The following is a 14,293-nucleotide window of genomic DNA, read 5'->3' on the forward strand; positions in this document are numbered from 1 at the left end:
GATATCACCTAGATGTCATAATTTTTATACCTAAATATCTTCTTTGATATAAGATAGCTTAGCACTCCATATAGCGCTACAAAAACTATCTTTATAGAAAAGATATTTTTAGCAAGATGCGAAATAATAATGTCTACACCCATAAAACTTAATAGTATGTATGAGAATATTATATAAAATAAATACACTACTATGTTTACTATAGCTATACTTAATAAATTTTCCATATTAATGTTATCTCTAATAAAATATATTATTAAATAAATTATTGTAAATAAAAATAAATTTAAAAACAAAACCTCATGAGCAAGTAAATCATTTAAAATTGCTACAACTATGGTCCAAATTAAGCCTTCTCTGCTCTTTGCTAATAATGCAAGCGACACGACTAAGCAAAGCGTCATGTTAAATATAAAATTAATTGGCAAAAAGTTTGGTAATATGGCTGCTTTTAAAATATAGTTTATAAATAAAAAAATTAAAAATGCTAAAACTTTCATCTCATTACCTTTTAATTATAAATACATTTGAAACATCTTTTATATCTACTGCCGCCTTTACCTTTATAAGCTTCTTTAAATTTGATTCATCGTTTATAACTTCAACTACTTCCCCTAAATAAATGTTTGGTGGGTACTCATCTGATGAACTTGATGTGATAAGCTTGTCGCCAACTAAAACATCGGCATTTGAATCAAACATATAGCCTTCAATCTTAGAATCGAAAGTTCCGCCCATAACGCCTGATTCATTGTTTCTAAGTATATTAAAACTTACTTTAAACTTATCATCATTAAGAGAAATAACTCTTGATGAATCCTTTGATGCGTCTGTGATTTTACCCAAGAGTCCTTCGATGTATACGTTGTTTTGTATTTCAGAAGCGCCTATAACTATGTCTCCGTCTTTAACACCATCTTTTTTTCCTTTGTTTATGGTAAATCTCTTGTACCATTCATCAGGATCCATGGACGCTATCTTGGCCTTCGTTAAATCGTATTTTGTATTTTGCAATAAATTGTATTCTTTTTTAAGATATGATGACTTCATAATCACAGTTTCGAGCTCTCTGTTCTTATCTTCAAGTATACTTACTTTTTCTTCAAGCTCTTTTATCTTGCTCTTTGAATCATCTTTCGAAAATAAACCTTTAAAACCGTTAGAAATTCTGTTCGCGCCGCCATAGAAAAACGATGATATCTTAGACATGATATCACTAGGCGCAGACTCAACGCTATTAAGCGACTTTTTCTTATTATTTATGGTAATAATAAGAACTATGGCTAATAGTAAAACTAAAATTGTTAAAATTACTTTATGTTTTTTAATAAAATTCATTATATCACTCCATGAGATTATGTTCTTTAAAACTAAAGAAAGTATCTCCAATAATTAAATGATCTAAAATAGATATACCAATAATTTTCGAGCACTCTACTAGTCTATTCGTTAGCAGTTTATCCTCGTGTGATGGACTCGAATCACCACTTGGGTGGTTATGAATAAGTATGCAGCTACTTGCATTGCACTTAACTAAATCTCTAAATACATCTCTTGGATGCACCTGTGTTGAGTTTACTGTGCCTTTCGAAACTTCAATTATTTTAATTAGTTTAAGTTTTGTATCAAGTGCAAGCACTATAAATTTTTCTTGAGGTTCGTTCATAAACTCATTTCTATATGCCCTGTAAACTTTTTTTGGATCGTTTAGACTTTCAGCTTCATATAGACTTGATGGTCCAGTCAGTCTCCTAGCAAGTTCAAGCGCAGCTATGATTTGACAGGCCTTAGCCTTTCCAACACCGCTAATTTCAGTTAAGTCCTCTACCTTTAAAGATGCATAGCCATTTAAATTATTAAACCTCTTTAAAATCTCTTTAGATAAATCAATTGCGCTATAGTTTGTTGTGCCTGTGCCTATGATTATAGCTAAGATTTCAGCAAGTTCAAGTGCTTCTCTACCACGGCTTATAAGCTTTTCCCTTGGTCTGTCGTCAAGCTTAATGTCTTGCATCATTATTTTTTTCTCTTCTATATTATTCATTGATAAACCCTCTTATATTTTTAAATCTATTGATAAAAAGCTCTGCAATTTTGGCAATTACTATAGATGTAAATGTTCCTATGATGACTAGTATTGGTAAATATGCAAAAATAATCTTATTTGATAATATTATTGATGCGCATAAAATTTGTCCAAAATTGTGAAAAAAAGCTCCAACAGCGCTCACACCATAAATGCTAAAATACTTATTTAAGTATCGCTTAAATATATACATAAATATAACGCTTAATATACCTCCACTCATCGACATCAAAAAGGCGATGATGTTTCCAAATTGAAGAAAAACTAAAATATTCTTTATGATTATTATAAATAAGCCGTATTTAAAAGAGTATAGATACAAAACTGCAAGAACTGCGATGTTTGCAAGACCTATCCTTAGGCCTGGTATGCTAAACGATAGCGGTATGAAGTTTTCTATGATGCTTAAAACCACTGCGAATACAGTGAATAAAGCAATATAAATAAAATCTTTCGTCTTCATCATTTAATCACTGCATCCAATTCTTCACTATCTTTTTTATCTGTCCTTGACTTTATCTCAATGATCATTCTATTTGGTATACAAACTATACTTTGATTAATTGAATGTATCTTTCCTTGTAAAACATCAAGTTTATTTGGACAGTCAGCCTCTAAGACTCTTACATAGTCCTTAGCAATTTCTATCTTGTTAAATCCATACTTAGTCTTTAAAGGATATATATATGTTTTATCCTTAAATTCAAGATTTTTATATTCTTTGCCATCAACAGAGATGGCTATGTACTTATCATTTGAATTAGACGCGAAAAATTTATCTTTAACGATAAAGATAAATGAAAATAATATTAAAAAAATTATTAAAACGACATCTAATTTTTTCATTTAATAAACCTCTTTTTATCGTTTTAAGGGTATGGCTCTACCATACCCTTAAAAGATAATTATCTAATTATGCTTCTCTATTAGCAGTTTCAGCTTCCTTTGCAGGAGCTTCTACCTTTGGAGCCTCTGCCTTAGGAGCTTCTGCTTTTGGTGCATCTGCTTTTGGTACTTCAGCCTTAGGTGCTGCTGGCTTTGGAGCTGCTGGCTTTGGTTTTAAATTCTCAGCATGAATTGCCTTTGTAGGACATTTTTGTGCACATATAGTACAGTTAATACATCCTTCGTAAACAATGTGAGCCAAGTTATTTTCAAAAGCAATAGTATCTTTTGGACAGTTCTTAACACAAATCTTACATCCGATACATCCTATACCGCATGCTTCTTTAACTTTTTTACCCATGTTAGTGTTTTTACACTTAACAAATACCTTGCTCTTATATGGAACCATCTCAATAATTTTCTTTGGACATGTTCCAACGCAAATCTTACAAGATTTACATTTTTCTTTTAATACATGAGCAACGCCATTTACCATCTCGATAGCATCAAATGGACATGCTTTAACGCATGAAGCGCATCCAACGCAACCAAACTCACAAGACTTTGGTCCGCCTGAGATTTGTGATGCAAATGAACAGCTTTCTATGCCCTTGTAATCATATTTTATTTTAGTTTTATCGCAGTCGCCTTGACATAATACGTTGGCAACCATCTTTTCAGTGCTACCTGCGTCAACACCAAGTATTGCAGCTATCTTACCTGCGCATGTTGCTCCACCTACTGGACATGTGTTAACAGGTGCTTCTCCCTTTGCAATTGCATTGGCAAGTCCTTCACATCCTGGAAAACCGCAGGCACCGCAGTTAGCTCCTGGTAGTGCAGATAAAACCTTATCTACTGTTGGATCTAGTTTTACTTCAAAAACTCTTGAAGCTATTGATAGTAAAACAGCAAAAATCAAGCCTATGATACCACAGACTGCTATAGGTATTAAATATACTTCCATAGTGTACCTCCTATACTAGTCCTGAGAAGCCCATGAACGCAATAGACATAAGTCCTGCTGCGATTAATGCAAGAGGCATTCCCTTAAGAGGTTCTGGTACATCAACAAGTTCTAGTTTTTCTCTTAATGATGAAAGTAGTATTAGTGCTAGGCCAAAACCTAGTGATGCGCCAATAGCGTTTGTTATTACCTCAAAGATGTTGTATCCACTTTGTATGTTAAGTATTGCAACACCTAGTACCATACAGTTTGTTGTAATAAGTGGTAGGAAAACACCCATCGCTCCATAAAGAGCTGGAGAAATTTTCTTTATAACCATTTCAACAAATTGTACTAGTGATGCTATGATAAGTATAAAAACTATTGTTTGTAAATATCCTAGATTAAATGGATCTAATAATAATTTTTGTACATAATAAGTAATGATTGAAGCAAGTGTTACTACGAATGTAACGGCTACACTCATACCTGTCGCTGTTTCTACTTTACTTGAAACACCTAAAAACGGACAAATTCCTAAGAATTGAGCGAAAACGTAGTTGTTTACAAAAATTGTAGAAATAAGAATCTTAAATATTGTTCCCATCTAGTTTTCCTCCTTCTTCTTTTTCAATAAGTATATGTTAAAGATTGCTACAAATATACCTAGAACAATGAATGCTCCTGGAGGTAGTACGAATAGAGAAGCTCCATGGAATATTTGGTTACCCCATATAGAACCTGCGCCTATTAACTCTCTAACAAAACCTAATGCACATATTGCAATAGCATAACCTAAGCCAGATGCTAAGCCGTCAATTATCGAGTAAAAAACATTGTTCTTTGATGCAAAGCTTTCAGCTCTAGCAAGTATCATACAGTTTACTACTATAAGTGGGATAAACAAGCCCAATTGCTTGTACATATCTGGTAAATATGCATGCAATACTAAGTCAATGATAGTAACAAATGTTGCTATGATAACTATATATATAGGTATTCTTATCTTTGAAGGTATTACCTTTCTTAATAAGGATATGAAAAAGTTCGAAAGAATTGTAACTATTAAAACTGCAGCTGCCATTGTAACTGAGTTTTTTAGAGTACTAGAGATGGCAAGTACTGAGCATAGACCAACTAATTGTGATAATATTGTATTATTATCAATCATACCGTTTTTAAATATTTTTGATATTTTCATCTCGCACCTCTACTTTAACTTACTCAAAGCGTCAATTGCTTGATTAACAGATTCTACAGTTGCTCTTGAAGAAATTGTTGAGCCTGATATAGCTTGTATCTCTTCTCCAGAAGCGCTCTTTGATAAAACTAGTTCATGACTTGCATCTTTATCAACAAATTGATCTTTAAACTCATCATGTTCGATTCTATCTCCTAGTGATGGTGTTTCTTTGTGTGATAAAACAAGTATCTTTGTAATTTTATCTTCTGCAATACCTGTTAATATAACAACGTCTCCGCCATAACCTGATCCAGCAGTTTTGAATGTATATCCAATTACTGAACCATCTTTCTTTGCTTCATATATATCTTGTATTTTTTTATTTTCACTCTTTAAGCTTTCTAATTTTGCTGCGTCAAGCTCATCAAAACTATCAGCATCTGGAATTAGTTCTTTAAATGCAGCTTGAGTTTCTTCGTATTCTCTTTCGTCAATGATAGGTTTAGTTAAACTGTTTGTATAAGATAGTATTCCTCCTGAGAAAGCCGCAATGATAAATAATATTAAACCAAGTTTTATTGTTTCTTTCATTTGCTCTTAACCTCCCCAAATACCTTAGGTGTAGTTAATGACTCGATTAGAGGTGTAGCTGTGTTCATAAGTATGATTGCGTATGAAACACCTTCTGCCATACCGCCATACACTCTGATTATAGCTGTGATTATACCGCATCCTATAGCAAATATAATTCTTCCGTTTGGTGTTACTGGACAAGTAACGAAGTCTGTTGCCATGAAGAAGGCTCCTAAAATAAGACCTCCACCAAGTATATGGTATGGCAATAAGCTTATGTCAACGCCAAATGCTGCTAATAATACTGTTGTTGTTAAAATGTATAGGCAAGGTATCTTCCAATCAATAACTTTCTTTACTATTAGATAGATTCCTCCTAAAACTAATAGTATTGAACAAGTTTCGCCTATAACTCCACCGATATTACCAATTGCCATATCCATAAGTGATGGCAATTCACCTGTTGTTCTAGCTTTCATTAATTGAAGTGGTGTAGCTGATGCTACTCCATCAGGTGTAATGTAATTAGTAATTAGTCCTGGCCAAGATGCCATGATAGCTGCTCTTGCGGCAAGTGCTGGGTTCATAAAGTTAGAACCAATTCCGCCGAAGATTTGCTTTACTATGCATATTGCGAAGAATCCGCCAAATACAGGCATCCACCAAGGTGCACTTGCTGGTAAGTTAAATGCTAGTAAAATTCCTGTAATTACAGCCGATAAATCGCTTACTGTAACTTTCTTTTTGAATAATTTTTGCATAAATACTTCTGCTACAACGCATGAAATAACTGATACAACAGTTAACATCAAAGCGTTCATGCCGAAGAAGTAAATGCTTGCTGCTAGAGCTGGTAGCATAGCTATGATAACGTCTAGCATCATCTTTTGTGTAGTAGACTTAGAACGCAAATATGGAGCTAAGCTTACTCTATAAAGCTTTTCACTTTGAACATTTTTATTTGTTTCCATATTTCCCTCCTATCTAGATCTTCTTAGAGACTGTTTTATCTCTCTCTTTGCTACTGAAATCCTTTCAGCTAAGAATCTCTTTGCAGGGCAAACGAATGAACAAGATCCGCATACTATGCAGCTTTGAGCATTGTACTTGTCGCACATCTTTAAATTGCCTAACTCTTGATATCTTGAGATATAAAGTGGCATTAAGTGTACTGGACAAGCGTCAACACATTTACCGCATTTAATGCATTGGCTTTCTTCTTGATCTTTATAGTCGTTATCAGTTAAAAGGATTATGCCTGATGTGTTCTTAGATATAGGTGTATCTAATGAATATTGTGCAACACCAGTCATTGGTCCACCAACAATAACTTTTGTAACGTCTCCATTAAATCCGCCAGCTTCTTCAACTAGGTCTCTAATAGATGTTCCAACGTATGCGTTGATGTTCTTTGGCTCTTTAACACCGTTACCTGTAACTGTAACTACCCTCTTATGTGATGCGTGACCAAATGTTACTGCATCGTAAATAGCAACGAATGTACCAACATTACTTACAAATGTGTTAACATTCTTAGTTCTTCCTCCTTGAGGAACTTTTCTTCCTAAGATTGAGTCAACCATTCTGTAAGCGTCTCCTTGAGGGAACTTTGTCTTAAGTACTGCTACTTTGATAAACTTATCATCTTTAAGCTTTTCTTCTAGTAGGTCAATAGCGTCTTTTTTATTATCTTCAATTCCTATGTAAGCACTGCTAACGTTAAGATATTTCATAACTATCCTAAGTCCGCCTATCATTCTGTCTGAATATTCAAGCATCATTCTGTGGTCACATGTCAAGAACGGCTCACATTCAGCAGCATTGATGATTATAGTGTCTATGGTGCCATCGTCAGACGATTGTATTTTTGCAAACGATGGGAACGCTCCTCCACCCATACCTATAATTCCTGCTTCTTTAATTAGTTCGATGATTTTTTCTTTAGATAGATTTCTAAAGTCACCGTAACCCTCCATTAAAAGTTCACTACAATTTGGATTGCCTAAGGCCTCTAATTCTTCATCACTTGCTTTTTCAATAGTAATTGAATTTACAAGCCAGCCTCCAGTAGTGTAAACTTTGCCAATATCTCTAACTATACCAGAAATACTAGCATGAACAGGTGCAAATAAAGATGCATCACTGTCACCAATCTTTTGGCCTTCTCTAACGAAGTCGCCTTTTTTAACAAGTGGTGTACATTCAGCGCCTACGTGTTGGTTTAGTGGAATAACAACTTTACTTGGCTCTTTTTGCTCTTCAATTGCTTGTTTTTCTGATAGTTCCTTATACTCGGGCATATGAACGCCTCCAGCAAAGGTCTTAAGTATTGACATAAAATCACCCCATTTCACAAATAAATATTATAACATTAAATTCGAATAATATCAAGACTTTGCGCTCACAATAATTAAATCTTTTATCTTCGAATAAACATTTTGAAAATTAATTTTGCCATCATAAATCATATTTTCTTTAAGAACTAAAGCGTTCTTCTCATAACCAAGCGGTATATATATCTTTTCATCTTGAAGAAAATTATTTATTTCTTTGTATTCAATCTTATTAGCATATAAATTATTAAGTAAAGCTTCATATCTATCGTCAGAGTAACTAGTAAAATTTGCTTCTGATCTGTTTGAAAACCTATAGTTTAAATCAAATGAATTATTTACTAAATACTCTCCTACATAGATGTCGTAGTTTTCAGTAAAGCTAATGTCATTTGCATTTTTACCAAGCATCTCAACCTTAAATCCAGCATTATCAAGCTGTGTATAGATTATGTTGGCTATAGCTCTTTTCTTGGCATCGTTTTTGTTATAAAGTATATTTAATTTAATAATTTTATTGTTTTCATCGACATACTGATGATTTTCATTCTTTTTCACACTAAGCTTAGATAAATCTTCTTTCTCTTTTATATCGTGAAGACCAAATACTGATTCTTCAGGATAAAATCCTTGACATAGTGATAAATTAGTAGAAAAAACTTCCTTATTTATTATATCTTTATTAATACTAGCCTCAATTACTTTTCTTAAGTCAAGTGATGGATTCTTTTTATAATTAAATCCTATATAATAAAGCTTATTCGATGGAAACTCAAGTGCAGCATACTTAGAGCTGTTTAAAAACTCTGAGTAATTTGTATCAAAAGCCGTGTATATATCAAGCTTTCCTGTTTCAAAAATGCCTTCAAAGTTACTAGGATTATCTATGACAATGCCTGTAACTGTATCAATTGATGCTTGACCATTGAAATAAGATTTATTTTTCTCCAAAATAAGCGTCTTGTTATTTTCATAAGACTTAAACTTGAATGGTCCTGTGCCATTAGGCGTATAATTTTTATAATCATCAGACGATGATATTATAGGAAAAGTTAATTTATATAAATTATTTTTACTTGCGCTTGCAAATCTCACTTCTATAGTGTTATTATCAACTCTATTCATAGCAAAGTTTTGCGAGCCATTAAAAATTTTATTTGACTCGTCATTGATCAAGTTATAATAAAATGATCTATCCTTATTATTCAATATATAATTATATGAAAAAATTACATCATCTGCGCTTAAAACTTTGCCGTTATGAAATTTAATGCCTTCTCTTAACTTTATTCTATAAGTTCTGTCGTCAATTTTTTCGACTGAACTTGCTAACAAATTATTTAGTGATGAATCGTCATTAATTTCTAAAAGGCTTGAATATATCAAATCTTTGAAATAAAAATAATACAAGTTATCATTAAGTATTGGATTAAATGTTTTAAATGGTGTTAGCGGCAGATTGATATTGCCTCCTTGTGACAATAAATATGCTTCTCCACCCTCTTTATTCGCGTCTTCTTTATCATCACTTTTATTGCAAGCTACAAAATTGATGCAAAGCGCAAAAACCATTATTAATAAAAATATTTTCTTTTTCATCTTATGTAGTCCTCCAATAAATTTGAAAGCTCACCAAGAAAAATACCATATTTATCCATAAAACTAATTATATTTTTTGTTAATTTGATTTCTCTAACATATTTTCTTGTTTCGTTAAAGTCAACATAGTTGTCCATATCTTCTTTACTGTATCCTTCAGAATTGACCCAGCGTTTAGCATTTTCTGGTCCTGCATTGTATGCAAGAAGCGCGTGCTCTTCATCTGAGTCCATAAGGTTCATTAAGTATGACAAATAATATGTTCCTAGCCTAATGTTATTGTCGGCAGACTCTATCTTATAATCTTCTATCTTTAGCTTGTTCATAAGCCAAAGCGCTGTCGACGGCATTAGCTGCATAAGGCCGATTGCGCCTTTTGATGAAACTGCTGTTTCTTTAAAGCGTGATTCTTTGAATATAACCGCTTTAACTAATGATCTATCGACATTGTATTCACTTGAGTATTTGTCAATAATATCATCATACTTTTTGGGTATGAAGTATAGATAAACTAACTCCACCAAAAATATTATTATAAATAGCTTTATTATAAATTTAATTAGCTTTTTCATTTATTCTCTCCAAAGTTTTCAAGACTTCTCTCTTTAAATCGTCTTCTGAGGCATTGTTATTTATAATATAATTAGACGCTTTAATCCTTTCTTCGCTCGTAACGCGAGTGTCTATCATGGCTATAGCCTCTTTTTCACTAATTTTATTTCTATGCATAAGTCTTGAAACTTGTATTTTTTTATCAATATTTACAAAGATAATGCCTTTAATCTCAATTTTAGAATCAAGAAAATATTCACGTGCCTCAAAAAACATTGGCACTTCGATGAAATTAAATCCATCTAAAAGCATTTCTTTTATTTTTTCATAAACAAGTGGATGCACGAAGGCCTCCACTCTATTTTTTAAGGATATGTCTTTAAAAAGAGTCTCTCTTAATTTATCTTTGTCAAGCTTTTTATCAATTGTAAAAAATTTTTCACCAATTTCTTTTTTAAAGCTCCTCAAAAACTCTTCGTCCTCGTAAAGTCCCTTAACTACTCCATCCGCGCTGATGGTATTGTATCCTTCTTCAGCTATAATCTTTAAAACTGATGATTTTCCTGAAGCAATAGATCCTGTCAATATATAATTATTTTGCATCGTACCAATTATCCGCTTGATTAATATCAACTTTTAGATTCATATCAAGTCCATCGATATCTTCCATAAGAGTCTTAATAATCTTTCTAACCTTGTCCACTTCTTCATTCTTTGCTTCAACAACGATTTCGTCGTGAACAGTAACTATGATGTGCGCATCGATACCTAATTCTCTAAATTTATTAAATATCTTAACTATGGCAATCTTGATTATGTCCGCGCTAGTGCCTTGTATAGGCATATTTAGCGCAACTCTCTCGCCAAAAGCTCTTATATTGTAGTTTGAATTTTGAAGCTCTGGTATATTTCTTCTTCTATTGAAAAGTGTCTTAACATAGCCATCTTCTTTAGCTTTTTCAACTACATCATTCATATATTTGTGAACGCCTGAGAATTTTTCAAAATAGTTGTCGATATATTCTTTAGCTTCTTTTCGTGAAATCTTTAAGTCTTGTGACAATGAATAATCGCTTATACCATAAACAATACCGAAGTTAACTGCCTTTGCTCTGCTTCTGTGCTCACTATCAACCTCATCAAATGGTATGTTAAATACTTCTGACGCAGTTTTTCTGTGTATGTCAAAGCCCTCTTCAAACGCGTGAAGCATCTTTTCATCTTTTGCGATGTAAGCAAGTATCCTTAGCTCGATTTGTGAGTAGTCGCTGTCAACTAGTGTGTAGCCATCCTTGCTAACAAAAGCTTTTCTAATCTTTCTACCAGCCTCAGTCCTTATAGGAATGTTTTGAAGATTTGGATCTTGCGATGAAATCCTTCCAGTTGCTGTATTTGTTTGATTGAAATAAGAATGAATTCTTCCTGTATCATCGATTAAGTCCTTAAGTCCGTCAATGTATGTTGATTTAAGTTTTTGATAAGTTCTGTACTCAACTATCTGATCTGCAATTGGATGTTTGTTTGAAAGCTTCTCCAAAACCTCAGCATCAGTTGAATAGCCAGTCTTAGTCTTTTTGATAGGCTTTATGCCAAGCTTATCAAATAATATTTCAGATAGCTTTTTAGGCGAATTTATATTAAATTCTTCACCTGCTAAGCTAAATATAATTCTTTCCTTTTCCTTAATAAGCTCGTCGTATTCATCTCCAAGCCTTAAAAGCTCATCTCTATCGACCCTAAATCCAGTAAATTCCATGTCAGCCAAAGCCTCGCTAAGAGGAAGCTCTATGTCGTAGAAAAGAGTTCTTTCGTCTAAACTATCAATCTTTTCCTTAAGTATTGGATAAGCATCTTTTATAGTTTTAATCTCATTACTTAAAACTTCACTTGCCACATCCATGTCAATGATTGAGACCCTTTTATCTCTAATTTTTTCCTTTTTATAAATGTCATCAAAAGCATTAATTTGTCTTTGCAAATAGTCCATAGCCATATTTTGTATGCTATAGTTTGATTTGTTTGAATCAATTAAATAATAGGCGATGGCAGTATCGAAAGCAAAATTTTTAATCTTGATGCCTTCTTTTTGCGCTAAAACATAAGCTTTTTTTATGTCATGTGAAATTTTTTTAATATTTTCGTCTTCTAAAATATTTTTTATACAAGATAAATTGTTAGTTTTGATGATATAAATTTTATCTAGTATAAAAGTGATATATAAAATATCTGAAGTGAAATATTTATCAGTATCAGTAGTGATGCTAAATATAAATTCATTTTTAACATTTTCAAGTGCATTTAAATTATTTTCACCAATAATTTCTACATCTAAATTATTTTCCGCTACCTCTATTTTTTTGCTACCTTCTAAGGAATTTAATCTTGAATTTAGTTCTAATTCTTCAAAAACTTCTCTAAGTGCATCACTATCAGCATCATTAATTTTGTAATCATCGATATTCATCGGTATATCAACATCTTTAACGATAGTCGCAAGCTTTTTAGATAAGAAAGCCATGTCCTTGCCATCAATTATCCTTTGATTAGTCTTGTTAATTTTAAGCTCGTCAATGTGATTATAAAGATTTTCTATAGTCCTATACTCGCTAAGAATTTTAAGAGCAGTCTTTTCACCAATACCATAAATGCCAGGGATATTGTCCGATTGATCACCCATAAGAGCCTTTAGATCGATGAATTCATCAGGGCTTAGTCCATAAACCTCGTTCATCTTTTCAATATTATATGTATCAAACTCACTAACGCCCTTCTTAGTGATAATAACGTCTGTATCATCTTTAATTAATTGTAGATAGTCCTTATCACCAGTTATTAAAAACTTCTTAATATCTTTATCATCAATCATAGTTAATGTGCCTGCAAGGTCGTCTGCCTCAAAGCCAGCCTTGTCTAAAACCTTAATACCCATCTTAGTAAGTATATCCTTAAGTATTGGGAATTGAACGCTTAGTTCGTCAGGGAACTTCATTCTATTGCCCTTGTAATCATCATAGATATCTTTTCTGAAAGTTTTTTCTTTTCTATCAAAGACCACGCACATGTATTTTGGCTCGTAGTCAGCATTAATCTTGTCGAGCATGTTTAAAAAGCCATAGATACCGTTAGTAAATATGCCTTTTTTGTTACTTAATAATCTAATTGCATAAAAAGCCCTGTTAAGTAGGCTCGAACCGTCTATAATTACAAAATTCTCCATTATAATCACCTGCTAATATCTTAACATTAAATGGGGTATTTGTCAATTGCTTAGAATCACAAATACGCTCAATTATTATACTTATTAATAAATATAAGCATAAAAAAAGAAACGTGCAATAACACGTTTCTTCGTGGTGGACCATTAGGGACTCGAACCCTAGACCCACTGATTAAGAGTCAGTTGCTCTACCATCTGAGCTAATGGTCCAAAACTACTTTACTATTATACAACAAGATTTTTGATTTGTAAAGGGTTTTTTAAAAATTTTTTAAAAAATTTAAAATTAGTTAAAAGAGACAATAAGGTCTCTTTTAACTAAACAGCCTTATTTAACTTGTGAGTTAATCTACTCATCTTTCTAGCAACTTTATTCTTGTGGAATAAGTTTCTTTGTTCTGCTTTCTTTAACTTTTTATCTATAACTTTAAGTACTTCTCTAGCTTCGTCTGTTTTGCTTTCACTAACCAATAATTCAAATCTCTTTATAAGGTTCTTAAGCTCAGTTTTTCTAGATTTATTTACTAAAGTTTTATTCTTAATAACTGATATTCTTTTCTTCGCAGATTTAATGTTTGCCAATAATCTCACCTCCAAATTTCATAACATTGATATTTTACCATAAATTTTTGGAAATAGCAAGACTTTTTTTAATATTTATTGATTTTTTATAAAAATTCTCATAATAAATATAAATGACTTGTAAATTCATATCAATTATGCTATAATATATAGGTCTGGGGGTAGATGAGTCCTGGTGGGCTCTCCGGTCTTCAAAACCGTGCATGTGGGGTTTGTAGCTTCATAGGTGTGTTCGATTCGCACATACTCCCGCCATATATTGATCAAACTATTGTAGTTTGATCTTTTTTATTGTTTATCTTCCCTATATGTATTATAATATATACAAAGGAGTGAT

At 32.5% G+C, this 14,293-nt stretch carries 16 protein-coding genes and 2 tRNA genes; 1 reads left to right on the plus strand and 17 read right to left on the minus strand.

Going from position 1 to position 14,293, the window contains the following annotated elements; translation table 11 throughout:
* Positions 1-8: 8 nt before the first annotated feature.
* The 17 genes from AC2UOP_RS02240 to rpsT all read right to left on the minus strand — a co-directional run bounded on the left by AC2UOP_RS02240 (position 9) and on the right by rpsT (position 13,956).
* A complete protein-coding gene (locus tag AC2UOP_RS02240) occupies positions 9-500 on the minus strand; it encodes a hypothetical protein (RefSeq protein ID WP_484832477.1) in 492 nt (163 codons plus the stop codon).
* Positions 501-504: 4 nt separating this feature from the next.
* On the minus strand, positions 505-1,338 hold the full coding sequence (gene mreC / locus AC2UOP_RS02245; RefSeq protein ID WP_484832478.1) for a rod shape-determining protein MreC: 834 nt from the start codon (positions 1,336-1,338) through the stop codon (positions 505-507).
* 4 nt (positions 1,339-1,342) lie between these two features.
* Entirely contained in the window at positions 1,343-2,044 is a 702-nt protein-coding gene (gene radC / locus AC2UOP_RS02250) for a RadC family protein (RefSeq protein ID WP_480021261.1), read from the minus strand.
* Positions 2,037-2,552, minus strand: coding sequence for a Gx transporter family protein (locus AC2UOP_RS02255; RefSeq protein WP_484832479.1), 516 nt, complete (start codon positions 2,550-2,552; stop codon positions 2,037-2,039). Before AC2UOP_RS02255 ends, radC begins: the two co-directional genes overlap by 8 nt.
* Positions 2,549-2,932, minus strand: a complete 384-nt coding sequence (locus AC2UOP_RS02260; RefSeq protein ID WP_106017733.1) for a NusG domain II-containing protein — start codon at positions 2,930-2,932, stop codon at positions 2,549-2,551. Before AC2UOP_RS02260 ends, AC2UOP_RS02255 begins: the two co-directional genes overlap by 4 nt.
* Positions 2,933-2,999: 67 nt before the next feature.
* Positions 3,000-3,938, minus strand: a complete 939-nt coding sequence (locus AC2UOP_RS02265; protein ID WP_484832480.1) for an RnfABCDGE type electron transport complex subunit B — start codon at positions 3,936-3,938, stop codon at positions 3,000-3,002.
* Positions 3,939-3,948: 10 nt separating this feature from the next.
* Positions 3,949-4,524 (minus strand): electron transport complex subunit RsxA, encoded by a 576-nt coding sequence (rsxA, locus tag AC2UOP_RS02270; RefSeq protein WP_249242165.1) that lies wholly within the window; start codon positions 4,522-4,524, stop codon positions 3,949-3,951.
* Complete coding sequence (gene rsxE / locus AC2UOP_RS02275) at positions 4,525-5,118, minus strand: electron transport complex subunit RsxE (protein ID WP_019213684.1); 594 nt, start codon at positions 5,116-5,118, stop codon at positions 4,525-4,527.
* A 9-nt stretch (positions 5,119-5,127) separates the two neighbouring features.
* Positions 5,128-5,691, minus strand: coding sequence for an RnfABCDGE type electron transport complex subunit G (locus AC2UOP_RS02280; protein ID WP_070600001.1), 564 nt, complete (start codon positions 5,689-5,691; stop codon positions 5,128-5,130).
* On the minus strand, positions 5,688-6,644 hold the full coding sequence (locus AC2UOP_RS02285; RefSeq protein ID WP_484832481.1) for an RnfABCDGE type electron transport complex subunit D: 957 nt from the start codon (positions 6,642-6,644) through the stop codon (positions 5,688-5,690). The genes AC2UOP_RS02280 and AC2UOP_RS02285 overlap by 4 nt, the downstream gene beginning before the upstream one ends.
* 9 nt (positions 6,645-6,653) lie before the next feature.
* Positions 6,654-8,009 carry an electron transport complex subunit RsxC gene (gene rsxC, locus AC2UOP_RS02290; RefSeq protein WP_249242167.1) on the minus strand — a complete coding sequence of 452 codons (1,356 nt, stop codon included), beginning with the start codon at positions 8,007-8,009 and terminating at the stop codon, positions 6,654-6,656.
* 51 nt (positions 8,010-8,060) lie between these two features.
* Complete coding sequence (locus tag AC2UOP_RS02295) at positions 8,061-9,605, minus strand: ABC transporter substrate-binding protein (RefSeq protein ID WP_484832482.1); 1,545 nt, start codon at positions 9,603-9,605, stop codon at positions 8,061-8,063.
* On the minus strand, positions 9,602-10,177 hold the full coding sequence (locus tag AC2UOP_RS02300) for a lytic transglycosylase domain-containing protein (RefSeq protein ID WP_480019689.1): 576 nt from the start codon (positions 10,175-10,177) through the stop codon (positions 9,602-9,604). The genes AC2UOP_RS02295 and AC2UOP_RS02300 overlap by 4 nt, the downstream gene beginning before the upstream one ends.
* The gene (gene coaE / locus AC2UOP_RS02305; protein ID WP_484832483.1) at positions 10,161-10,760 is read right to left on the minus strand and encodes a dephospho-CoA kinase; all 600 of its coding nucleotides are present in this window, start codon (positions 10,758-10,760) and stop codon (positions 10,161-10,163) included. The genes AC2UOP_RS02300 and coaE overlap by 17 nt, the downstream gene beginning before the upstream one ends.
* The gene (gene polA, locus AC2UOP_RS02310; RefSeq protein WP_484832484.1) at positions 10,750-13,374 is read right to left on the minus strand and encodes a DNA polymerase I; all 2,625 of its coding nucleotides are present in this window, start codon (positions 13,372-13,374) and stop codon (positions 10,750-10,752) included. The genes coaE and polA overlap by 11 nt, the downstream gene beginning before the upstream one ends.
* Before the next feature lie 134 nt (positions 13,375-13,508).
* Positions 13,509-13,584, minus strand: a tRNA-Lys gene (locus tag AC2UOP_RS02315).
* Positions 13,585-13,692: 108 nt separating this feature from the next.
* Positions 13,693-13,956: a 30S ribosomal protein S20 gene (rpsT, locus tag AC2UOP_RS02320; protein ID WP_019213692.1), complete on the minus strand. Its 264-nt coding sequence runs from the start codon at positions 13,954-13,956 to the stop codon at positions 13,693-13,695.
* 157 nt (positions 13,957-14,113) lie between these two features.
* On the opposite strand from rpsT, the gene AC2UOP_RS02325 reads away from it, so the two are divergent.
* A tRNA-Sec gene (locus AC2UOP_RS02325) sits at positions 14,114-14,211 on the plus strand.
* Positions 14,212-14,293 lie beyond the last annotated feature (82 nt).

Source organism: Fenollaria sp., assembly GCF_057222035.1.